Annotated in this window: 21 protein-coding genes; 8 read left to right on the top strand and 13 right to left on the bottom strand. The window is 70.9% G+C overall.

Translation table 11 applies throughout. The features are described from left to right. Positions 1-14: 14 nt before the first annotated feature. A complete protein-coding gene (locus ACZ5J1_RS05295) occupies positions 15-1,169 on the bottom strand; it encodes a class I SAM-dependent RNA methyltransferase (protein ID WP_464563201.1) in 1,155 nt (384 codons plus the stop codon). Further along, complete coding sequence (locus ACZ5J1_RS05290; RefSeq protein WP_464563199.1) at positions 1,166-3,196, bottom strand: APC family permease; 2,031 nt, start codon at positions 3,194-3,196, stop codon at positions 1,166-1,168. Before ACZ5J1_RS05290 ends, ACZ5J1_RS05295 begins: the two co-directional genes overlap by 4 nt. Positions 3,197-3,222: 26 nt before the next feature. Between ACZ5J1_RS05290 and ACZ5J1_RS05285 the strand changes: the two genes are divergently transcribed. Continuing rightward, positions 3,223-3,885 carry a potassium channel family protein gene (locus ACZ5J1_RS05285; protein ID WP_464563197.1) on the top strand — a complete coding sequence of 221 codons (663 nt, stop codon included), beginning with the start codon at positions 3,223-3,225 and terminating at the stop codon, positions 3,883-3,885. A 3-nt stretch (positions 3,886-3,888) separates the two neighbouring features. Further along, positions 3,889-4,560, top strand: coding sequence for a potassium channel family protein (locus ACZ5J1_RS05280; protein WP_464563195.1), 672 nt, complete (start codon positions 3,889-3,891; stop codon positions 4,558-4,560). A 37-nt stretch (positions 4,561-4,597) separates the two neighbouring features. Here the strand turns inward: ACZ5J1_RS05280 and ACZ5J1_RS05275 are convergent, their stop codons facing one another. The 4 genes from ACZ5J1_RS05275 to dut are packed head-to-tail and all read right to left on the bottom strand — an operon-like array spanning position 4,598 to position 6,791. Further along, positions 4,598-5,329, bottom strand: coding sequence for a DUF3159 domain-containing protein (locus ACZ5J1_RS05275; protein WP_464563193.1), 732 nt, complete (start codon positions 5,327-5,329; stop codon positions 4,598-4,600). Further along, a complete protein-coding gene (locus tag ACZ5J1_RS05270) occupies positions 5,326-5,676 on the bottom strand; it encodes an OB-fold nucleic acid binding domain-containing protein (RefSeq protein ID WP_464563192.1) in 351 nt (116 codons plus the stop codon). The genes ACZ5J1_RS05275 and ACZ5J1_RS05270 overlap by 4 nt, the downstream gene beginning before the upstream one ends. Before the next feature lie 5 nt (positions 5,677-5,681). After that, positions 5,682-6,317, bottom strand: coding sequence for a DUF3710 domain-containing protein (locus ACZ5J1_RS05265; RefSeq protein ID WP_464563190.1), 636 nt, complete (start codon positions 6,315-6,317; stop codon positions 5,682-5,684). Between the two features lie 39 nt (positions 6,318-6,356). Next, on the bottom strand, positions 6,357-6,791 hold the full coding sequence (gene dut, locus ACZ5J1_RS05260; protein WP_464563188.1) for a dUTP diphosphatase: 435 nt from the start codon (positions 6,789-6,791) through the stop codon (positions 6,357-6,359). Positions 6,792-6,820: 29 nt separating this feature from the next. Here dut and ACZ5J1_RS05255 point away from each other — a divergent pair, with 29 nt between their 5' ends. Together ACZ5J1_RS05255 and ACZ5J1_RS05250 are read left to right on the top strand one after the other, a co-directional pair. After that, the gene (locus ACZ5J1_RS05255; protein ID WP_464563186.1) at positions 6,821-7,315 is read left to right on the top strand and encodes a DUF3093 domain-containing protein; all 495 of its coding nucleotides are present in this window, start codon (positions 6,821-6,823) and stop codon (positions 7,313-7,315) included. A 41-nt stretch (positions 7,316-7,356) separates the two neighbouring features. Beyond that, on the top strand, positions 7,357-7,665 hold the full coding sequence (locus ACZ5J1_RS05250; RefSeq protein ID WP_464563184.1) for a DUF4235 domain-containing protein: 309 nt from the start codon (positions 7,357-7,359) through the stop codon (positions 7,663-7,665). 47 nt (positions 7,666-7,712) lie between these two features. On the opposite strand, the gene ACZ5J1_RS05245 is transcribed toward ACZ5J1_RS05250, so the two are convergent. The 3 genes from ACZ5J1_RS05245 to ACZ5J1_RS05235 all read right to left on the bottom strand — a co-directional run bounded on the left by ACZ5J1_RS05245 (position 7,713) and on the right by ACZ5J1_RS05235 (position 10,070). Further along, the gene (locus ACZ5J1_RS05245) at positions 7,713-8,003 is read right to left on the bottom strand and encodes a DUF4193 domain-containing protein (RefSeq protein ID WP_464563182.1); all 291 of its coding nucleotides are present in this window, start codon (positions 8,001-8,003) and stop codon (positions 7,713-7,715) included. A 103-nt stretch (positions 8,004-8,106) separates the two neighbouring features. Continuing rightward, positions 8,107-8,967: an inositol monophosphatase family protein gene (locus ACZ5J1_RS05240; RefSeq protein WP_464563181.1), complete on the bottom strand. Its 861-nt coding sequence runs from the start codon at positions 8,965-8,967 to the stop codon at positions 8,107-8,109. Continuing rightward, complete coding sequence (locus ACZ5J1_RS05235) at positions 8,964-10,070, bottom strand: ferrochelatase (protein WP_464563179.1); 1,107 nt, start codon at positions 10,068-10,070, stop codon at positions 8,964-8,966. Before ACZ5J1_RS05235 ends, ACZ5J1_RS05240 begins: the two co-directional genes overlap by 4 nt. Before the next feature lie 66 nt (positions 10,071-10,136). On the opposite strand from ACZ5J1_RS05235, the gene ACZ5J1_RS05230 reads away from it, so the two are divergent. Continuing rightward, positions 10,137-11,441, top strand: a complete 1,305-nt coding sequence (locus ACZ5J1_RS05230; RefSeq protein WP_464563177.1) for a D-arabinono-1,4-lactone oxidase — start codon at positions 10,137-10,139, stop codon at positions 11,439-11,441. Here the strand turns inward: ACZ5J1_RS05230 and ACZ5J1_RS05225 are convergent. Further along, complete coding sequence (locus tag ACZ5J1_RS05225; RefSeq protein ID WP_464563175.1) at positions 11,368-12,075, bottom strand: trimeric intracellular cation channel family protein; 708 nt, start codon at positions 12,073-12,075, stop codon at positions 11,368-11,370. The genes ACZ5J1_RS05230 and ACZ5J1_RS05225 overlap by 74 nt on opposite strands. Before the next feature lie 63 nt (positions 12,076-12,138). Here ACZ5J1_RS05225 and sepH point away from each other — a divergent pair, with 63 nt between their 5' ends. Beyond that, positions 12,139-13,143 (top strand): septation protein SepH, encoded by a 1,005-nt coding sequence (sepH, locus tag ACZ5J1_RS05220; protein ID WP_464563173.1) that lies wholly within the window; start codon positions 12,139-12,141, stop codon positions 13,141-13,143. A gap of 10 nt (positions 13,144-13,153) precedes the next feature. Further along, positions 13,154-13,801 carry a thymidine kinase gene (locus tag ACZ5J1_RS05215; RefSeq protein WP_464563171.1) on the top strand — a complete coding sequence of 216 codons (648 nt, stop codon included), beginning with the start codon at positions 13,154-13,156 and terminating at the stop codon, positions 13,799-13,801. A 26-nt stretch (positions 13,802-13,827) separates the two neighbouring features. Here the strand turns inward: ACZ5J1_RS05215 and ACZ5J1_RS05210 are convergent, their stop codons facing one another. From ACZ5J1_RS05210 to ACZ5J1_RS05200, 3 genes are read right to left on the bottom strand one after another with little or no spacing between them, the layout of a single operon-like run. Further along, entirely contained in the window at positions 13,828-14,949 is a 1,122-nt protein-coding gene (locus ACZ5J1_RS05210; RefSeq protein WP_464563169.1) for an alkaline phosphatase family protein, read from the bottom strand. After that, a complete protein-coding gene (locus tag ACZ5J1_RS05205; RefSeq protein WP_464563167.1) occupies positions 14,946-15,530 on the bottom strand; it encodes a DUF5998 family protein in 585 nt (194 codons plus the stop codon). The genes ACZ5J1_RS05210 and ACZ5J1_RS05205 overlap by 4 nt, the downstream gene beginning before the upstream one ends. Further along, entirely contained in the window at positions 15,527-18,268 is a 2,742-nt protein-coding gene (locus tag ACZ5J1_RS05200; RefSeq protein ID WP_464563165.1) for a bifunctional acetate--CoA ligase family protein/GNAT family N-acetyltransferase, read from the bottom strand. Before ACZ5J1_RS05200 ends, ACZ5J1_RS05205 begins: the two co-directional genes overlap by 4 nt. Positions 18,269-18,360: 92 nt before the next feature. Here ACZ5J1_RS05200 and ACZ5J1_RS05195 point away from each other — a divergent pair, with 92 nt between their 5' ends. Continuing rightward, positions 18,361-20,823, top strand: coding sequence for a DNA gyrase/topoisomerase IV subunit A (locus ACZ5J1_RS05195; RefSeq protein ID WP_464563163.1), 2,463 nt, complete (start codon positions 18,361-18,363; stop codon positions 20,821-20,823). The last annotated feature ends 2 nt before the right edge of the window (positions 20,824-20,825 follow it).

The following is a 20,825-nucleotide window of genomic DNA, read 5'->3' as shown; positions in this document are numbered from 1 at the left end:
TAGCCCTGCCGCCCTCAGCCTGTCCTCTCCAACAGCGCGACGCACTCCAGGTGGTGGGTCATCGGGAAGAGGTCGAAGGCGCGCAGCGAGACCAGCTCGTAGCCCGACTCCGCGAAGAGGGCGATGTCGCGGGCCAGGGCGGCCGGGTCGCAGGCGACGTAGGCGACCGCGCGCGGCATCCGGCCGACGACCTGGTCGACGACCGCCCGCTTGGCGCCCTCGCGGGGCGGGTCGAGCACCACCAGGTCGAACCGGCCGGGGAACGCGTCGCCGAGGACGGAAGCCACGTCGCCGGCCCGCGCCTCCAGGCCCGGCACGTTGTCGAGCGAGAGCTGGCTGGCGGTGCGGTCACCCTCGATCGCGACCACCCGGCCGCTCGGGCCGACCCGGTCGGCGAGGAAGGCGCTGAACAGCCCGACGCCGGCGTACAGGTCCAGGACCGACTCCCCCGCGGCGGGCTGCAGGAGGCGCAGGACCTCACCGACGAGCGTCGTCGGCGCACCGGGATGGACCTGCCAGAACCCGCGCGCCGAGACGGCGAAGGTGTGCGTGACCCCGTCGACGGTGACGGTCTCGGTGACCGTGCCGGGCCCGGGCTCGCGGGCGCTCGGCGCCGCGATCAGGCACTCCTCGACGGCGACCAGGTCGTGCGAGCGGTACTTCCGCATCGAGCGCTGCCCGGTAGCGGGGTCGATCACGTAGCTCTGCCGGGTGCGCCAGTGCAGGCCGGCGTCGTCACCCGGCACCGCCTCGACCTCGACCGTGGCCGCGACGCCGGAGTCCAGGCGCGCGATCCGGCGCAGCTGCTCGCGCAGCACCTCCGTCTTGAGCCGGCGCTGAGCCGGTACGGCGACGTGCTGGAAGTCGCAGCCACCACAGCCGCCCGGCCCGGACACCGGGCAGGGGGCCGGTACCCGATCGGCGGAGGGGGTGAGCACCTCGATCGCGTCGGCGCGCCAGAACTTGTCGCCGTCGTTGCCGTCGGTGAGCTCGATCACGACCCGTTCACCGGGGATCGCGTGCCGCACGAAGACGACGCGCTGGTTCTCCCCGTCCGGCACCCGGGCGACGCAGTGCCCGCCGTGGGCGACCGGACCGATCTCGACCTCGAAGCGCTCGCCGATCCGGGACCGTCCGCGGGGGCGTCGGGTCCGGACCTGGCGGCTCATCGGCCGACTCGCCGGTCGGTGATGTCGCCGCCCCGGACGCTGCGCGGGCCGACCCAGTCGGTCTCGCGCAGCTCACGCGCCTTCTCCAGGCCCGACTGCAGCTGGTAGGGCACCGAGATCACCATCACGCCGGGGGTGAAGAGCAGACGACCCTTGAGCCGCAGCGCGGACTGGTTGTGCAGGAGCGACTCCCACCAGTGGCCGACGACGTACTCGGGGATGTAGACCGCCACGACGCCGCGCGGGTTGGCCTTCCGGATCGCGGTGGCGTAGTCGACGATCGGGCGGATCAGCTCGCGGTAGGGCGAGTGCAGCACCTTGAGCGGGACGTCGAGGTGTCGGTCGTCCCACTCCTCCAGCAGTCGCGAGGTGGTCGCGTCGTCGACGGAGACGGTGACGGCCTCGAGTGTGTTGGGGCGCGTGGCCTGGGCGAAGGCGAGGGCCCGCAGCGTGGGCTTGTGCACCTTGGAGACCAGCACCATCGCGTGCACCCGGGTCGGCATGACCTTGTCCTCGTCGCCGGCCTCGAGCTCCTCGGCGACGGCGTCGTAGTGGCGCCGGATCCGGCGCATCACGATGTAGAAGAAGATCATCGCCAGGATCGTGATCCAGGCGCCCTCGAGGAACTTGGTGAGCAGCACGACCACCAGCACCACGGCCGTGAAGGTCAGCCCGATGGCGTTGATCGCCCGGGACCGGATCATCTTGCCGCGACGTGCCGGGTCGGTCTCGGTGCTCAGCTCACGGGTCCAGTGCCGGATCATGCCGAGCTGGCTGAGGTTGAAGCTGACGAAGACGCCGACGATGTAGAGCTGGATCAGCCTGGTCGTCTCGGCGTCGAAGGCGAGGATGAGAACACCCGCCCCGACGGCCAGGAAGACGATGCCGTTGCTGTAGGCCAGCCGGTCACCCCGGGAGCCGAGAGCACGCGGCGCGTAGCCGTCGCGGGCCAGGATCGAGCCGAGCACCGGGAACCCGTTGAAGGCGGTGTTGGCCGCGAGGACCAGCACGAGTCCGGTGACGACCACGACGAAGTAGAACCCGGGCGGGAAGTCGCTCCAGATCGCCTTCGAGATCTGGGCGATCACCGCGTTCTGGGTGTGCGAGTCACCGAGCGGGACGCCGTTGAGGGTCAGCCGGTGCTGGTCGGCCGGATCGACGAAGCGGAGCCCCATCTGCTTGGCCAGGACGATGATCGAGAGCATCATCGTGATCGCGATCATGCCGAGCAGCAGCAGCGTCGTCGCCGCGTTCTTCGACTTCGGCCGCTGGAAGGCGGGCACCCCGTTGGAGATCGCTTCCACCCCGGTCAGCGCGGCACACCCGCTGGAGAAGGCCCGGGCGAGCAGGAAGAGCAGCGCGATGGTGTTGAGCGGCGCCTCCATCCCCGGCGCGGGCGTGATGTCGTACTGGGCGCTCTCGACCTGGGGCAGGTTGCCCGAGAACATCATGAAGAAGCCGACCACCGCCGTACCCAGGATGGCGAACATGAAGGCGTAGGTCGGCAGTGCGAACGTCGAGCCCGCCTCGCGGATGCCGCGCAGGTTCATCGCGGCGAGGAGGACGATCAGCAGGATCGCCAAGGACGCCTCGTGCCCCTGGAGGGACGGGATCGCGGCACTCGCGTAGTTGGCCCCCGACGAGATCGAGACGGCCACCGTCAGCATGTAGTCGGCCAGGAGGGCGCTCGCCACCGTCGTCCCGGCACGGGCCCCGAGGTTGACCGTGGCGACCTCGTAGTCGCCACCGCCACTGGGATAGGCGTGCACGGTCTGCCGGTACGAGGCGATCACCGCGGTCATCACGATCGCGACGGCGACGCCGATCTTCCAGGAGAACGCGTACGCCGAGACGCCCGCCATGGACAGCATGATGAAGATCTCGTCCGGGGCGTAGGCCACCGAGGAGAGCGCGTCGGAGGCGAAGATGGGTAGCGCGATGCGCTTGCTGAGAAGAGTCTCCCCCAGCTGATTGCTGCGCAGCTTCCGGCCGACCAGAATGCGCTTCGAGACGTCTCCGACACCCACGGGGCGCAACGCTATACGCTGCTGCGGTGCATGTTGTGATCATGGGCTGCGGCCGCGTCGGTTCCACGTTGGCGCGGAGCCTGGAGGACCGCAACCACACCGTGGCGATCATCGATTCCGAGCCGGATGCCTTCCGCCGGCTGGGTCCGGGATTCAACGGGGACAAGATCACCGGCATCGGTTTCGACCAGGAGGTCCTCGAGCGCGCGGGCATCCGGCGAGCCGACGCCTTCGCCGCCGTCTCCAGCGGTGACAACTCGAACATCATCGCCGCCCGCGTGGCCCGCGAGACGTTCGGCATCCAGCAGGTCGTTGCCCGGATCTACGACCCGGGCCGCGCCGAGGTCTACCAGCGGCTCGGCATCACCACCGTCGCGACGGTGAAGTGGACCGCCGACCAGGTGCTGCGCCGGCTCCTGCCTGCGGGCGCTGAGCCGGACTTCCGTGACCCCTCGGGCACGATCCGGCTGGACCAGGTGCCGGTCACCGAGGTCTGGATCGGTCAGCGCACCATCCACCTCCAGGAGCAGTCCCGGTCGCGGATCGCCTGGATCGACCGGCTCGGGGAAGGCGTCCTGCCGACCCGCGAGAGTGTCATCCAGGAGGGCGACCTGCTGCACCTGGTCATGCGCGAGGAGAACGCGCAGCACGTCTACGACACCCTCGCCCACGGGCCGCAGGAGAGCTGAACCATGCGCGTTGCCATTGCCGGAGCCGGCGCCGTCGGCCGCTCGATCGCTCGCGAGCTGATCCAGAACGGTCACGAGATCCTGCTGATCGACAAGAACCCGGACTCGATCAAGCCCGAGCGGGTGCCCGACGCGGAGTGGCTGCTGGCCGACTCCTGCGAGCTGTCCTCGTTGGAGGAGGCCCGCCTGGAGCGGTGCGACGTCGTGATCGCGGCGACCGGTGACGACAAGGTCAACCTGGTCACCTCGCTGCTGGCCAAGACCGAGTTCGGCGTCCCGCGCACCGTCGGTCGGGTCAACCACCCCAACAACGAGTGGCTGTTCACCGAGGCCTGGGGCGTCGACGTCAACGTCTCCACCCCGCGGATCATGTCCGCCCTGGTCGAGGAGGCGGTGACGGTCGGTGACCTGGTCCGTCTGTTCACGTTCCGCCAGGGCAGCGCGAACCTGGTCGAGCTGACGCTGCCGCCGGACTCGCCCTACGTCGGCAAGCAGGCGGGCCTGATCCCGTTGCCCGAGAACTGCGCGCTGGTCACGATCCTGCGCGACTCGATGGTCTACACCCCCGACCCCAAGCTTCCGCTGGAGTCGGGCGACGAGCTGCTGTTCGTCGTCCCCGCGGACCAGGAGGACGTCCTCGAGCGTCTGCTGGCCCCGGGGCGCCACCCCGGCTGAGCCGCCTGAGCGGCCTGGGCGGCCCGAGCCGGCGGGTTCAGGCCGCGGCGGGGTCGACCGGCGTGGCGTTGCGGGCCAGTAGCCAGATCATCGTGCCCCAGGCCGCGATCCGGAGCGCCCAGCCGAGGCCGTAGCGCAGCACGGTGATGATCGCGACCGCGGTCGAGGCGCTGATCACGTCGGCGTGACCGAGCAACCAGATCGGCCCCTGCAACGCGACCCCGATCGCGCCGGGGGCGAGGAAGAGCCAGGTCAACCGCTGGCACAGCCGCACGATCTGCTTGTCGTCGTGCCAGGCCAGCGCATCTCCGGTGACCGAGCCGACCATGAAGCCGACGATCGGCCACCCGAACGCGCACAGCAGTCCGAACGCGATCGTGGTGGCACCGGTCCAGAGCAGGCCGGGCAGGAAGAACGCGAGCGCCTGGTCGGTCTCGGAACCGCCGCCGTTGGCGGCCAGTCGGACGAACACGAAACCGATCGCGATCCCGACGATCGCGTTGAGCACGTACTGCGTCGTGGACCGTTGCACCAGCCGGATCACCAGGGCGCCGACCGCGATCAGCCCGGAGGAGATCAGGGCGAGCTGGAGATCCTTCGTGATCAGCCACAGCAGGGTGAAGACCAACGACGGGATCCCGGCCTCGGCCATGCCACGACGGCCGCCGAGCGAGGCAGCCATCTGACGCCGTACGACGGCCTCGACGGTGTCGACGCCGGGGTGGTGCGGATCCACCGACTCCAGGTCCGGCAGCTCGGCCTCGTTCACGGGATCAGCTCGTAACGCGGGTTGTAGAGGATGCGGGCGCCGTCGTGCACGCCGATCCGACCGACCACCTGGATCGACCGTCCGGGGACGATCCCGGCGATCCGCCGCCGTCCGAGCCAGACGACGGTGACCAGGCCGGTGCCGTCGAAGAGCTCGGCCTCCAGCGCCGGGACCCCGCCGCGGGGACGCAGCGTGACGGTGCGCAGCGAGCCGCGGAGCCGGACGACCTGACGGTCGGGGGCCGCCCCGATGTGGGAGCACCCCTGAGCCTCGTAGGCGACGCGCAGGTCGCGTGCCTCCTGCTCGTCGTGGTTGGCCCAGGAACTGAGCCTCTCGCGCCAGCTCATCGTGATCAGGCCTCGGTGGCCCCGGCGGGCATCACCAGCGGCAGTGCCTCACCGACGGGAAGGGCCTGGCTGCCCCGGCGGACGGCGCTGGCGGCGATCGCGTGCAGCCAGGTGGTGGCGTAGGGGCCGTCGACGGCCGGGCGACCGATCAGGGTGGCGCGCAGCATCCAGCGCGAGCCGTTGATCCCGATGATCCGGGAGGGCTGGATGCCCTCGGTCCCGTCGGGGAGCTGGACCTTCATCTGGGTGAGCAGGTGGGTCCCCCACGTGCCCTCGACCTCGTCGGCCTGACCGCCCCGACGGACCACGTCGGCGGCCAGCTGCGGACGGACGTCGCCCCAGAGGTCGCCGCCGCGCGGCGCGGCGAAGGCGCGCAGCTCGAGGGCGCCGTCCTCCGCCGTCAGCAGCACGGCCTGGATCTCCTGGGTGCGCTCGTCGATCTGGAGGCGCAGCTCACCGTTGGGGATCGGCGCGACCAGGATCGAGCCGAGGTCGACCCGGTCCACCCCGGCGAGCTCGGCCGGGATCGCGTCGACGTCGAACGGGCCGAGCGGAACCTCGGTGACGGCGTCCGGGGTCTCAGGAGTCTCCGGGGTGTTCTCGGACGTGGTGTCGACGGCGGACTTGCGGCGGAACTTCAACGGAGGACTCTCTGATGGATGCGGGTGGAACGGTACGGCTCACCGTCCGGTGGAACCGTACCCCCCGTCGCCACGGACCGAGTCGGGCAGTGCGTCGACCTCGCGGAAGGTCGCCCGCTCGACCCGCTGGATCACCAGCTGGGCGATCCGTTCGCCACGGGACAGCTCAATCGTTTCTCGCGGATCGTGATTGATCAACAGCACCTTGATCTCGCCCCGGTATCCGGCGTCGACCGTGCCCGGGGTGTTGACGATCGACAGCCCGTGCCGGGCGGCGAGACCCGACCGCGGGTGGATCAGCGCGACGAAGCCCTCGGGCAGCGCGATCGCGATCCCGGTCGGGACCAACGCCCGTTCTCCGGGCTCGAGGCGGACGTCGACCGTCGTGCACAGGTCGGCTCCGGCGTCGCCCGGGTGGGCGTACGACGGCAGGGGGAGCTCGGGATCGAGCCGGGTCAAGGCGATGTCAACCACGCGCGGACCCTATGGGAAACTCTCTCCTTGTGACCACTAGGGAGGGATCCGTCCACGGATTCAGCGAGCGTCTCTACGTTCCCCTGCGCTGGTGGGTGCAAGGAGTGATGCTGATCGCCACGCTGTGGCTGGCGATCGTGGTCGCCGTGCCCGGCACCTGGGCCTGGGGCATGACCGCGGCCATGCTGGGCCTGGCGGCGCTGGGGTTCCTCAGCTACGGCTCGGCCGAGATCGTGGTCGAGGACGGCCGACTCCGCGCCGGCACGGCCAGCATCGACGCGAAGTGGCTGGGCGAGGCCTTCGCCCTGACCGAGGACGAGGCCCGTCGTACCGCCGGGGTCGACGCCGATGCCCGCGCCTTCCTGCTGCTGCGCCCCTACCTGCCGCGTGCGGTCAAGGTCATGATCGAGGACCCGTCCGACCCGGCGCCGTACTGGCTGCTGGCGACCCGCCGGCCCACCGAGCTGGTCGCCGCCCTCGAGGCGTTGACCGCCCCGAGCTCCAGCACGAGCTCCGACCGCTGATCCTGCCTGCCCGGTCGTTCCCCGACGGCTAGGGTGAGGCCATGGCGAAGAAATCCCAGACCCCTGCTCCGGTGACGCCGACCGAACCGGCCATCCTGGTGGCCGTCGTGACGGCGGCGGCCCTGGCCGCAGCGGCGGGCGCGAAGTTCGCGCTGGGCAAGCTCTGGCAGCTGGCGACCGGCCGCAAGCCGCCGGCGAACGCGTCCGACCCGGCTCTGCACACGGCCGAAGCCGTGATCTGGGCCGCGATCGCGGGGGCTGCCGCAGGTCTGGCGCGGATGCTGGTCCAGCGCAAGGCGAACGCCTACTACCTCAAGTCAACGCAGGAGCCGCCGTCGAACACCCCGTGACGGGGGTCGACAGCGGCTCCGGTGACGTCTGCTGATCGCGCCTGAGCTCAGGCGCAGTCGCGGCAGATCATCCGCTTGGCGTCAGCCAGCTGGCTGCGGTGGTGCACCAGGAAGCAGCTCATGCAGGTGAACTCGTCATCCTGCTTCGGCTTCACCTCGACGGCGAGCTCCTCGTGCGAGAGGTCGGCACCGGGGAGCTCGAAGGATTCAGCCGCTTCAGCCTCGTCCTCGTCGACCTTGCCGGAGTTCTTGTCGTGCCGGCGGGCCTTGAGTTCCTCGATGCTCTCCTCGGACTGCTCTTCCTCGGTCTTGCGCGGGGCGTCGTAGTCAGTGGCCACTTGGCATCACTCCCTCTCTGTCGGGCGGTGATTGTGCACCATCAACACCCTGTTGTGCACACCGTCCCCGATTGTCGTCCGATGAACATCGGGTGACAGTTGCCTATTCCCCGGTCCCGGAATTCATTTCGGCCGCACCATACCCAGCGTTGAGGACCGCCGCGAGAACCTCGTCGAACGAGGCCTGCGGCGCGCACACGACGAGGTCCCGGCCGCCCATCCCGGGCAGCACCTGCCAGCGGGCTCCTGCGGCTTCGGCGACGAGGACACCGGCGGCGTAGTCCCACTGGTTGACCCCGACCTCGGCGTAGGCGTCGGCCTGGCCGCAGGCCACCCGGCACAGCTCCAGGGCCGCCGAGCCGTGCCGACGGATGTCGCGCACCAGCGGCAGCAGGCGGGTCAACGCCTGAGCCTGGCGCTCCCGCATGCCGGGGTCGTAGGAGAACCCGGTGATGAGCAGCTGCTGCGCCAGCGGGACCCGGGCCCGGACCCCGAGGACGGGCAGCGGGCTGAGGGCGTCAACCGGGGCCGGCCCGCCGACCTGGACGACCTCCCCGCTGACCGAGCCGTCGCCGGCCCGGACTGCGAGATATCCCACACCGGTCGCGGCGTTGAGCACGACGCCGGCGACCAGGACGCCGGCCCGCTCCGCGGCGATCGAGATCGCGAAGTCGGGGAGGCCGTAGAGGAAGTTCACGGTGCCGTCGATCGGATCGACGATCCAGCGCACGTCACTGTCCCCGACCGCGTCCTGCCCCTCCTCGCCGCGGAAGGAGTCACGCGGGCGGGCGGCCAGGATGAGCGAGCGGATCAGGGTCTCGGAGTCCCGGTCGGCCTGGGTGACGACATCGATCTCGCTGGTCTTGGTCGCCGCGACCTGGACCCCGGCGGCGGCGCGGGCCCGGACCAGCTCGGCGGCGCGGGTCGCGGCTTCGAGCGCCACCTCGAGCAGGACGTCGTTCACGCGCCGGCTCCGGTCGGGACGCCGCACAACGCCGGCCGGTCCACGCGCCCGGCGCAGCAGCCGACCGGGCACAGGTCCGGCAGCGCTCCCAGGCTCCCGACGCTCACCCGGTCCGGGGTCTCGCCCCGTTCGGCGGCGGCTCGTTCGACGAGCAGCTCCCGTACGGCGGCCACGAACCGCGGATCCGTTCCGGCCGTGGCCGATCGCCGGACCTCGAGGCCCAGGTCGGCGGCGGTCCTGGTCGCCTCGGTGTCGAGGTCGTAGACCACCTCCATGTGGTCGGAGACGAAGCCGAGCGGGATCAGCACGACCGAGCGCACGCCCGCGGCGGCCAGCTCGGTGAGCCGGTCGTTGACGTCGGGCCGCAGCCACGGCAGCCGGCCGTCGCCCGACTCGGAGCAGAACACCAGCTCCGACCTGTGCGGGTGGCCGGTCGCGGCCCGGACCTGCTCGGCCACCTGCGCGGTGAGGTCCTGGTGCTGGCGCAGGTAGACCTCCGGGCTCTCGGGCGGGCCCGAGGCCTGGTTCATCTGGTCGGGGATCGAGTGCGTGACGGCGAGCAGGACCGTCTCGGCGCGCAGCTCGGCCGGCAGGTCGGCGATCGCGGCGACCGCGCCGTCGACGACCGGGGCGACGAACCCGGGGTGGTTGAAGTAGCCGCGCAACCGGTCGAGCACCGGAGCGTCGGGCACGGCCTCGGTGGCGTCGTACAGGTTCTCGCGGTACTGCCGGCACGAGGAGTACGACGAGTAGGCGCTGGTGGTGAAGACCGCGGCCCGCCGGACGCCGTCGGCCGCCATCTGGGCCACCACGTCGGCGAGGTAGGGGTCCCAGTTCCGGTTCCCCCAGTAGACCGGCACGTCGATGCCGGCGGCGTCCAGGTCGGCCCGGATGGCCGCCAGGAAAGCTCGGTTCTGGTCGTTGATCGGGGAGCGGCCGCCGAAGCCGAAGTAGTGCTGGCCGACCTCCACCAGTCGCTCGCGCGGGATCCCGCGTCCCCGGGTGACGTTCTCCAGGAACGGCACCACGTCGTCGGGCTTCTCGGGTCCGCCGAACGAGAGAAGGAGCAGGGCGTCGTACGGGCGGACGTCGGGGGCGACCATGCTGCTCAGCCTAGTGACCGCGGGTCTGCGCGACGTGCACGCACCGGCCTGTCTAGCCTGTCCCCCATGGAGTGGAGGAACTGGTCAGGCCTGGAGTCCGCGACACCGCACCGGGTGGTCACGCCGACCTCGGTCGAGGATGTCGTCACCGCGGTCACGCAGGCCGCGGACGCGGGCCAGCGGGTGAAGATGGTCGGGACGGGGCACAGCTTCACGGCGATCTCGGCTCCGGTGGACCTGATGCTCTCCCCCACCAACATGACCGGCATCCTCGCCGTCGACCGCGAGGCGATGACGGTCACGGCCGCCGCCGGCACCCAGCTGAAGCACCTCAACGCCGCGCTGGCCGAGCTCGGCCTGTCGCTGCACAACATGGGCGACATCGCCGAGCAGACCCTGGCGGGCGCGATCTCCACCGGGACCCACGGCACCGGTGGGCGCATCGGCGGCATCGCCGGCCAGGTGGTGGGGATCGACATGGTCACCGCCGACGGCACGATCGCCCGGGTCAACGAGACCGACCCGGCCCTGCTGGACCTGGTCCGGGTGGGCCTGGGCGCCCTGGGGGTGCTGGTCTCGATCACGTTCCGGGTCGAGCCGCTCTTCGGTCTGCGTGCCACCGAGTCCTCGATGAGCTGGGACGAGTTCTCGGGCCGGTTCGAAGAGCTGATCGCCGAGGAGAACGGCGCCCCGGCGCACCTGGACAGCTACTGGTTCCCGCACACCGGGACGATCGCGACGAAGCGGAACGTCCGGGTCGGTCTCGACGAGCTCGACCCGCTGCCGCGCTGGCGGCACTGGCTCGACGACGACCTGATGCAGAACACCATCTTCGGCGGACTGTGCCAGGTGACCAACCGGATCCCCTCGGTCATCCCGCGGGTCAACCGGGTGGCGACCAAGCTGCTCTCGGACCGGACGTACGCCGACATCGCGCACCGGGTCTTCGTCGGCGAGCGTCGCGTCGTCTTCCGGGAGATGGAGTACGCCGTCCCGCTGGCCGACGGCCTCGCGGTGCTGACCGAGTGCCGCGACGCGATCGAGGCGTCCGGCCTGCAGATCAACTTCCCGGTCGAGCTGCGGACCGCCCGCGCCGACTCCCCCGCGCTGTCGACCGCCAGTGGCCGGGACTCGTTCTACCTGGCGTTCCACGTCCACCGTGACGTCGACCACCTGCCCTACTTCGGGCTGCTGGAGCCGATCCTCGCCGCCGCCGGCGGACGTCCGCACTGGGGCAAGGTGCACACCCGCACCGCCGCCGACCTCGCGGAGCTCTACCCGCGGTTCGAGGAGTTCGTCACTCTGCGCGAGAGCCTCGACCCGAACCGGATCTTCTCCAACCCCTACCTCGACCGGGTCCTCGGCGCGTAGACCAGGCGTCCGCGACGGGACGCGGCATCGGCGCGTGCCAGTCCCGCAGGAACGCCAGGATCCGCCAGGTGCCGCACACGACGCCGCCGATCACGGCCGCCCAGGCCTCGGGGGTCCCGGCGTACAGCAGACCGATCGCCAGCGCGGCACCGGCCGCGGCGGGCGTGGCGTAGAGGGTGCCTCGGAAGATCTCCGGGACACGGTCGCTGAGCAGGTCGCGGACGACGCCGCCACCGATCGCGGTGACCAGTCCCATCAGGACCGCCGAGACCGGGGAGAGGCCGTAGTCGTGGGCCTTGAACGAGCCGGAGACCGCGAACAGCGAGAGTCCGACCGCGTCGATGACCCCGATCCAGGTCTCGGCACGGGAGACGGCCGGATGGAAGTAGAAGACCAGGAGACCGGCCGCGAGGACAGCGACCAGGAACCGTTCGTCGGTCAGGGCCACCGGAGGGATCGCGCCGATCATCACGTCCCGGATCACGCCGCCGCCCAGGCCCGTGGTGGCGGCCAGGACGAGGACTCCGAAGATGTCCATCCCGAAGTTCACCGCGACCAGGGCGCCCGAGAGCCCGAAGACGAAGATGCCGACCAGATCGAAGACCTCGATGAGCAGGGTCGGATCCGCGTCCATGGGCTGAACGCTACTGGGCGTGGCACCGCGAAGCCGAAGAGCCGACGCCGTAGGCTTGCCCTCATGTCGGCCGACCCAGCAGCCCACGAGGCAGCACGAGACCTGTCCGGCCCGGTGCCGGAGCACCAGGCCTGGACGGTCGCCTCCATCAGCCGCAACGGCACCCGGATGCTGCTCGTTGATGCTGACGGAAACGAGATGTCCGTGGCGGTCGCGCCTGACGCGCTGCCCCGGCGATCGGAGAGAAGCCCTGTGAACCAACCGACGACACCGAGCCTGCGCCCGCGTGACATCCAGGCCCGTATCCGGGCCGGCGAGAGCCCCGAGTCCGTGGCCGAGGCCGCGGGCACGACCCTCGAACGGATCATGCCCTTCGCCGCGCCCGTCATGGCCGAGCGCGAGCACATCGCCGACCGCGCCCAGAAGGCGAGCGTGCGCCGTCAGGCGACCGACTCGACCGCCCGCACCCTCGGTGACGCGGTCGCCGTCCACCTCGCCCAGGCCGCGCCCGAGGAGCCGACCCTGATCGACACCGTCGAGTGGGACGCCTGGCGTCGCCACGACGGCCGCTGGTCGTTGGTCGCGCTCTACACCGCCCCGACGCGCGCGGGCGCCGCCGAGTTCACCTACGACCCGCCGGGCAGCTACGTCGCGCTCGAGAACGACGACGCCCGTTGGCTGGTGGGCGACCTGCCCGAACCGCCGGCCGCACCCGAGACAGCCGCCCCGAGCGACGACCTCGCCGCCGTCCGTGAGCGCCGTGAGGCGATCGCGGAGCCGGTGCTGCCGACGTCTCCGCCGCCCACCTGGACCCCGGCGCCTCCCGCTCCGGTCGTCGAGACCCCCGCCCCGGTCGTCGAGGAGCGCCAGCCCGCGCCTGCCGCACCCGCGGTCCCTGCTGCGCCTGCTGCGCCCGCAGCACCTGAGGCGGCCGAGCAGCCCGCTGCTGCGCGCAAGCCCAAGCGTCGTGGCCGGGCCTCGATCCCGTCGTGGGACGAGATCATGTTCGGCGGCGGGGACAGCGCCGACTCCTCGGACTCCGAGGACACCGGGAAGGGTTCGGCCTGAGCCTCTTCGCATGGCCGAGCTTCGCTTCTACACGGGCCCGATGGACTCCGGTAAGTCCACGCTAGCCCTGCAAACTGACCACAACCGTGCTGCCCGCGGCCTCTCCGGCCGCCTCTTCACGGTCCACGACCGCGCCGGCAACGCCCTGGTCTCCAGCCGTCTCGGCCTGACCCGGACCGCGATCGAGGTGCCGCCGGACTTCGACTTCTGGCACTACTGCGTCGACGCCCTGACCCATGGCGCGCGGATCGACTACCTGATCTGCGACGAGGCGCAGTTCTACACGACCCGCCAGATCGACGACCTGGCGAAGGTCGTCGACGAGCTGCAGATCGACGTCTACTGCTTCGGCATCCTGACCGACTTCAGGACGAAGCTGTTCGAGGGCAGCGCGCGGCTCGTCGAGCTGGCCGACTCGACCCAGCTGCTCCAGGTCGAGGCGCTGTGCTGGTGCGGCAAGCGAGCCACCCACCAGGCCCGCCTCGAGGACGGGATCATGGTGACCGAGGGTGACGTGATCGTGGTCGGCGACGTCGACCAGACCGTGATCGGCGAGGTCACCTACGAGGTGCTGTGCCGCCAGCACCACCGGCGCCAGCTCACCGCCGGTCGGGCGAAGGCGGTCTCGTTGACCGCCGAGCCGCTCCCCTTCGACTAGGTCAGTCGACGACCTGGATCGTCGACTCAGTCGACGAGGATCGGGATCAGCATCTCGTCGGGAGTCAGCGAGCCGTGCAGGCCCACGAGCGTGGTCTCGTAGGGGAACGAGACCGACGACATCACGGCGTGCGTCCCAGCACTGGCCACGACCACGTCGCCGAGGCGCGGCAGCACGGACCCGGCCACGGAGCCGAACCAGCCCCGCTGGACCGCGTCCTCGCGGGCGAGCACCTCGGCGTTGTCCCCGAGCACCTCGCGCCAGGTGGCGAGCACGTCCTCGACCGCACCGCCGCGGCAGTAGAGGTGACGGAACCGCGCCTCCCCACCGAGCAGGAAGACACCGTCCCGCATGCCGTCGACGGCGTCGATGTCGGTGCGGTCCTCGACGCCGGAGTCGACCATCCCGTGGTCGGCGACGACCAGGAGTCGCACCGACGACGGCAGTGCTTCGCGCAGCTGCTCGGCCTCGGCGTCGATCATCGACAGCTGCTGCAGCCAGGACATCGAGGCCACACCGTGCCGGTGGCCGGTCCAGTCCAGGTCGCCGTCGTAGAGGTAGGTGAGGGAGCCGGGCTCCGACGACGACTGCTGGGCGGCAGCGATCCGCTCCCCCGCCTTGTCGGCCCCGATGTACTCCGCGCCCCGCTGGGAGGCGACGGTCAGCCCGCTGCCGGAGAACTCACGGCGGTTGATCACGGTGGCCGAGCCGCCGGACCGTTGCAGGTGCTGGAACGCGGTGGGGTGCGGCTGCCACTCCTGCGGATCGACGTCCTTGCTCCACTGGAGCGCGTTGAGCAGGTGGTTGGTGCCGGGCACCCGGGAGGTGTAGCCGACCAACCCGTGGGTGCCCGGGGTCAGCGCGGTCCCGAGCGAGGTCAGCGAGGTCGCCGTCGTCGACGGGACACCCGCGGTGCCCGGCCTGGTCGCGAGGCTGGACAGGTACGGCGCGGCGTGGGCGTAGCGCTGCAGCAGGTTCGCGCCGAGGCCGTCGATCAGGAACAGCACGTACGCCGACGCGTCCGGGAGGTCGAGGTCGGTCGGCGTCTCCCAGCCCGACGACGGCAGCCCGAGCGCCCGACCGACCGCCGGGACGACGTCGCCGAGCGAGCGTTGGCCGTAGGCGGGCGCGACGAAGAGCTCGCTCACGCGTGCGTCAGCGTCGAGAGTGCCTCGGCGAAACCGAGCAGGCTGGTGACGGCCTCCGGCCCCTCCGCAGCGGCCGAGACCCGCAGGGAGAAGTCGTCGGAGTTCACCACGCCGGTGTAGCCGTGGTCGGCTTCGCAGTTGGGGTCCGAGCACCCGGCCGGCTCCAGGTCGATCCGGGAGACCGCACCCCAGCCGAGGGTCACGACCGCCTCGGCGACCGCCGGTCGTCCTGAGGTCGGGTTGGCGCTCATCCGGGTCACCACGACCGAGGTCAGGCTGGACAGTCGGATCGCCTCGGTCGAGGTCGACGTGTAGGGCTCGGGGAGCAGGTCGTCCCCGGGGTGCTCGTCGGTGTGGGCGAGGATCAGCCGCGACGGGGTCAGGACCAGCACCGACAGGTGCCGCCGTACCTCGTCGTGGTCGAACGTCGGCTCGTGGTGCAGGAAGAAGTCGACCACCCGCTCCCCCGCGACAGCGGTCAGCACACCGTCGGCCACGACGTCGGGGTAGTAGCCGGTCAGGTCGATGGCGTGCCGCAACTCGCTGGATCGGTCGGAGGCTCCGACACGGGTGGTGCTCATGAAGGGATTGTGTCAGACGGTGCCGAGGGCAACCGACGCACGAACCAGTCCGACCGGGTGTCCCCGGTCGCCTCCACCCGAGCGTTGGCCGTCAGCACGCTGGCGCCCTGCGGCCCGGCCAGCACGAGGTCGAGGGCGAGAGCACCGATCTGCGGGAGGTCGTTCTGCAGCTGCGCGACTCGGCGGATGAGCCGTTCGATCTCGTCGACGTCGGCGATCTCGGAGCCGCGGTAGCCGAAGAGCATCGGGGCGGCCTTGACCTCGCGGATCATCGCGGCCGCGTCACGTTGGGTCAGCGGCGGGATCCGGTAGCTGCGGTCACCGACGAGCTCGCTCAACGGTCCGGCGATCCCGAACGAGATGACCGGGCCGAACAGCGGGTCCTCGATCGAGCGGATCATGACGGGCACCCCCGGTGGCGCGACCCGCTGGACGACGAAGTCCCGGCTCCCGCCCGCGAGCCCGAGATCACCGGTGAACCCGGTCAGCGCGCGCCACGCCTCCTCCATCGTGTGGTCGTCGTCGATGTTGCGCCACACGTGCGCCATGTCGGGGCGCTCCCGCAGGTGGTCGGCGGTCGACTTGAGCACGACGTCCCAGCCGAGCCGTGCCGCAGCGTCGCGCGCCTCGGCGAGGGTGGAGACCGCGGCGGTCGGCCACACCTCGACGCCGTAGCAGCCCAGCACGGTGGCGAGCTCCTCGGCGGTCAGGTCACCGCCCAGGGGCATCCGCTCCAGGGCCCGGTTGACCACGGTCCGGGCGCCGATGACGTCGATCTCCTCGGTCTCCTCGCCGGGCCCGTCGGGGGTGCGCAGCCAGACGGCGTACTCGACCACCCGGGCCAGCGCCCGCACCGCGCTCTCCACCGAGGAGTACGACGGCACCGAGCCGCGACCGGCGGTCGACCCGGCCACGTCGGGCACCCGGAGCAGCTCCGGGACACCCTCGGCACCGAGGAAGGACGAGACCAGCGGCTTGTGCGACTGCTCCCCGACGGCGGCGAGGACGTTGGCGATCTCCTCGCCGCTGACCGACAGCGGCGGGATGTAGACCGCGACCACCGCATCGACCTCGGGGTCGTCGATCGCCTGGTCGAGGGCGTCCTCGAACTCCTCCGCGGTCGGGATCGTGGCCAGCGCGATCTGCCGGTTGACCACGAGGCCGGCCCCGGCCGCCGCGTCGGCGGCGAGCAGGCCGAGGGCGTCGGAGTTGCCGACGATCGCCACCCGACGTCCGCGCGGCAGCGGTTGGTGAGCGAGCATCTGGGCGACGTCGAACATGTCCTCGAGGGTGTCGACCTGGATCACGCCGGCCTGGCGGAACATGGCGTCGACGGCCTGGGGCGGCGCGGCGATCTTGCGCACCGCGTGCCCCATCGGGACACCCTGCGTGGTCCGGCCGGAGCGGACGACCACGATCGGCTTGCGCAGCGAGACCCGGCGCGCGATCCGGGAGAACTTGCGCGGGTTGCCCAGCGACTCGAGGTACATCATCACGACCTCGGTCGACTCGTCCTCCTCCCAGTACTGGAGGAGGTCGTTGCCGGAGACGTCGGCGCGGTTGCCGGCGCTGACGAAGGTCGACAGGCCCAGCCCGCGGCTCTGCACCTTCTCCAGGATCGCCGTGCCCAGGGCACCGGACTGGCAGAAGAACCCGGCGCGACCGCGCGGCGGCATCACCGGGGAGATGGAGGCGTTGATCCGCACCCCGGGGTCGGTGTTGATGATCCCGAGCGCGTTCGGGCCGATGACGCGCAGACCGTAGGACCGGGAGAGGCCGACCAGCCGGCGCTGCCGGGCCCGACCGTCCTCGCCGGTCTCGGCGAAGCCCGCCGAGATGATCACGAGGCCGTGCACGCCCTTGGCGGCACAGTCGAGGACGACGTCCTGGACCGCCTCGGCCGGGACCGCGACGATCGCGACGTCGACCGGGCCGTCGATGTCCTGCACCCGCTTGTAGGCGGGCATCCCGGAGACGGCCGCGGTGTTCGGGTTGACCACGTAGACCCGACCGGTGAAGTCGGCGTTGACCATGTTGCGGACCAGGATCTGTCCCAGCGTCTCCTGACGCCGGGATGCGCCGATGATCGCGACCGAGCGCGGGTTGAGGAAGCGGCTGATCGACGCCGCTTCCGCGACGTGCTCGCGGTCGAACATGACCCCGATCGCGGTCTCGGTCGACTCGATCGGGAACTCCAGCCGGATGACGCCGTCCTCGTAGCCGGACCCGACCCGGTAGCCCGCGTCGCGGAAGGTCTGGATCATCCGGACGTTGTCGGGCAGCACCTCGGCGATGAACGTCCGGATCCCGCGTTCGCGACCGGCCTGGGCCAGGTGCTCGAGCAGCAGCTGCCCGATCCCGCGCCCCTGGTGCTCGTCGCTGACCAGGAACGCGACCTCGGCCTCGCCGGGCTCGACCTCGTCGTAGCGACCGATCGCGATCATGTCACCGCCGAGGGTGAGGACGAAGGCGACCCGAGCGACGTTGTCGACGTGCGTGAACCGGGTGACGTCGCGCTGGGACAGGTGCGGCATCGGGGAGAAGAAGCGGTAGTACTTCGACTCGTCGCTGACCCGGTTGTCGTAGAAGTCGACCAGCAGCTCCTCGTCGTCGGGAGCGATCGGCCGGATGTGAGCGGTCCGACCGTCCCGCAGCACGACGTCGCCCTCCCAGTGGGCGGGGGCGACGGAGTCGACTGCTGCTTCAGCAGCTGGGTCAGCAGGATCGGCCGAGGTCACAGCCCGCAATCTACCGGCCCGTCGAGGCCCGCGGGTCGATCCCCGGCGTGCCTGCTGACTCCCACGACGCCCCGCACGAGAGAATGTCCCCCATGGCTAGGCGCACCACGGCAGAACCCCCCGAGGACTTCGAGGAGCACATCCTCGACACCGACATCAAGGACGAGATGGAGTCCTCGTTCCTGGAGTACGCCTACTCGGTCATCTACTCCCGGGCGCTGCCTGATGCGCGTGACGGCCTCAAGCCGGTCCAGCGCCGGATCCTCTACACGATGGCGGACATGGGCCTGCGGCCCGACCGCGGCCACGTGAAGTCCGCCCGTGTGGTCGGTGAGGTGATGGGTCGCCTCCACCCGCACGGTGACGGCGCGATCTACGACGCCCTGGTCCGGATGGCTCAGCCGTGGTCGATGCGGCTGCCGTTCATCGACGGTCACGGGAACTTCGGTTCGCTCGACGACGGTCCCGCCGCGATGCGGTACACCGAGTGCCGGATGGCCACCGCTGCGGTCGCGATGACCGCCGACATCGACGAGGACACCGTCGACTTCCGGCCGAACTACGACGCTCGGGAGAACGAGCCGACCGTGCTGCCGGCGGCGATCCCCAACCTGGTGGTCAACGGCACCACGGGCATCGCGGTCGGGATGGCGACCAACATGGCGCCGCACAACCTGGTCGAGGTCGTCGCCGCGCTGCGCGAGATGATCCGCCGACCGCAGATGTCGGTCGAGGACCTGATGCGGTTCATCCCCGGCCCCGACCTCCCCACCGGCGGCACCATCGTCGGGCTGGACGGCATCCGCGACGCCTACGAGACCGGCCGCGGGTCGTTCAAGATCCGGGCCACGGCACGGATCGAGCAGATCGGCCGCCGGCGCGGCATCGTGGTGACCGAGCTGCCCTACACGGTCGGCATCGAGAAGGTGATCGAGCGGATCAAGGTCCTGGTCCAGGCCAAGAAGCTCGACGGCATCGCCGCGGTCAACGACTTCACCGACAAGGACAACGGCCTGCGCCTGGTGATCGAGGTCAAGAACGGCTTCGTCCCCGAGGTCGTCCTCGAGCAGCTCTACAAGCAGACCCCGATGGAGGACTCCTTCGGGATCAACAACGTCACGCTGGTCGACGGCCAGCCCTGCACGCTGGGGCTCAAGCCGCTGCTCGAGGTCTTCCTCGAGCACCGCTACACCGTCGTCCGGCGACGCAGCCAGTTCCGCCGGGACAAGGCGGCAGCCCGGCTGCACCTGGTCGAGGGACTCCTGCTGGCGATCCTCGACATCGACGAGGTCATCCAGCTGATCCGCTCCAGCGACAACGCGGGCGAGGCGAAGGAGCGCCTGATGGGCGTCTTCGACCTCTCCGAGCTGCAGGCCGACTACATCCTCGACATGGCGCTGCGCCGGCTGACGAAGTTCTCCAAGATCGAGCTGGAGAAGGAGAAGGACGAGCTCGAGCGCACCATCGAGCAGCTCGACGCGATCCTCAACGACGGGAACCTGCTGAAGAAGGTCGTCTCCGACGAGCTGGCCGAGGTCGCCAAGACCTTCGGTACGCCGCGCCGCACCGTCCTGCTGAGCAGCGCCGGCAGCGCTGCGATCGAGGCGGCCAAGATGGCCAGCGTCTCGGCCGAGGTCCCGGACAGCCCCTGCTTCGCGCTGCTCTCCTCCACCGGTCTGCTGGCGCGCAGCGAGGGCGACGAGCCGTTCGTCACCGGAGGGCAGCGGGCCCAGCACGACGTGGTGACCTCGGTGATCGCGACCAGTGCCCGCAGCGAGATCGGTGTCCTCACCTCGCGCGGTCGGGTGCTGAAGGTGGCGGTCCACGACCTGCCCGGGATGCCGGCCACCGCCGGCGAGCCCAACCTCCAGGGCGGCGTACCGCTCTCCGCACTGCTCTCCCTTGATCCCGGCGAACGGGCGCTCGCGCTGATCCGGCTGACGGAGGAGGGGCCCGGCCTGGCGCTGGGCACCCGCCTCGGCGTCGTGAAGCGGGTCAACCCCGAGGTCCTGGGCAAGGACGAGTGGGACGTGATCAACCTGGCCGACGGCGACGAGGTCGTCGGCGCGGTCGAGCTGACCACGGGGTCCGAGGAGCTCTGCTTCATCACCTCCGACGCCCAGCTGCTGCACTTCGGCGCCGACCAGGTCCGGCCGCAGGGCCGCAACGCCGGTGGCATGGCCGGGGTGCGGGTCGCGCACGGCTCCCGGGTGCTCTTCTTCGGCGCCTTCGACCCGACGGCCGGGGACGGCGCGAGCGTGGTGACGGTGTCGGGCTCCTCCGACGCCCTGCCGGGCACCGAGACCGGATCGGCGAAGGTGACTCCGTTCGCGGAGTACCCGTCGAAGGGCCGTGCCACCGGCGGCGTCCGCTGCCACCGCTACCTCAAGGGCGAGGACACCCTGGTGTTCGCCTGGGCCGGCCGCGGCCCCGCCCGGGCGGCCGCGAACTCCGGTGCCCCGGTCGACCTGCCCGAGCCCGACCCGCGTCGCGACGGCTCGGGCATCCCGTTGAGCCAACCCGTCGATGCCTGCGCCGGCCCGGTGGGATCATGAGC

The organism is Nocardioides sp. JCM 18999, from assembly GCF_055391175.1.
This window is presented reverse-complemented; position numbering and strand designations above follow the sequence as displayed.